Annotated in this window: 1 pseudogene; it reads right to left on the bottom strand. The window is 57.3% G+C overall.

Annotated features, from left to right (window positions below):
- Positions 1-255: pseudogene (locus tag ACO0K2_RS19765) on the bottom strand (MotA/TolQ/ExbB proton channel family protein); the annotation flags it as partial.

The raw sequence follows: 255 nt of genomic DNA, 5'->3' as shown, positions 1-255 counted from the left end.
ATGTGCCTTTAGCAACGAAGTCACCAGTTTTCCACAGTGCGTCGAGACCGTATGGGTTTTCGATCACTTCTTTTGCTGGTGCTGCTGTTGCGTCGCCTGGCGCTGCTGCTGGTGCAGATGCGTCAGCCGCTGGTGCTGGTGCAGAAGCTGCTGGTGCTGCTGTGGTCGCTGCGGAAGCAGGCTCATCAGCAAACACTGGAGCAACAACAGTAGCGCTCAATGCCAGGAGGGCGGTCGCCAGAAATGCAGAGAAAC

The organism is Undibacterium sp. MH2W, assembly GCF_049340215.1.
Classification (GTDB): domain Bacteria; phylum Pseudomonadota; class Gammaproteobacteria; order Burkholderiales; family Burkholderiaceae_D; genus Undibacterium.
The sequence above is the reverse complement of the archived record's forward strand: the minus strand, read 5'-3'. Positions and strand labels throughout refer to the sequence as shown.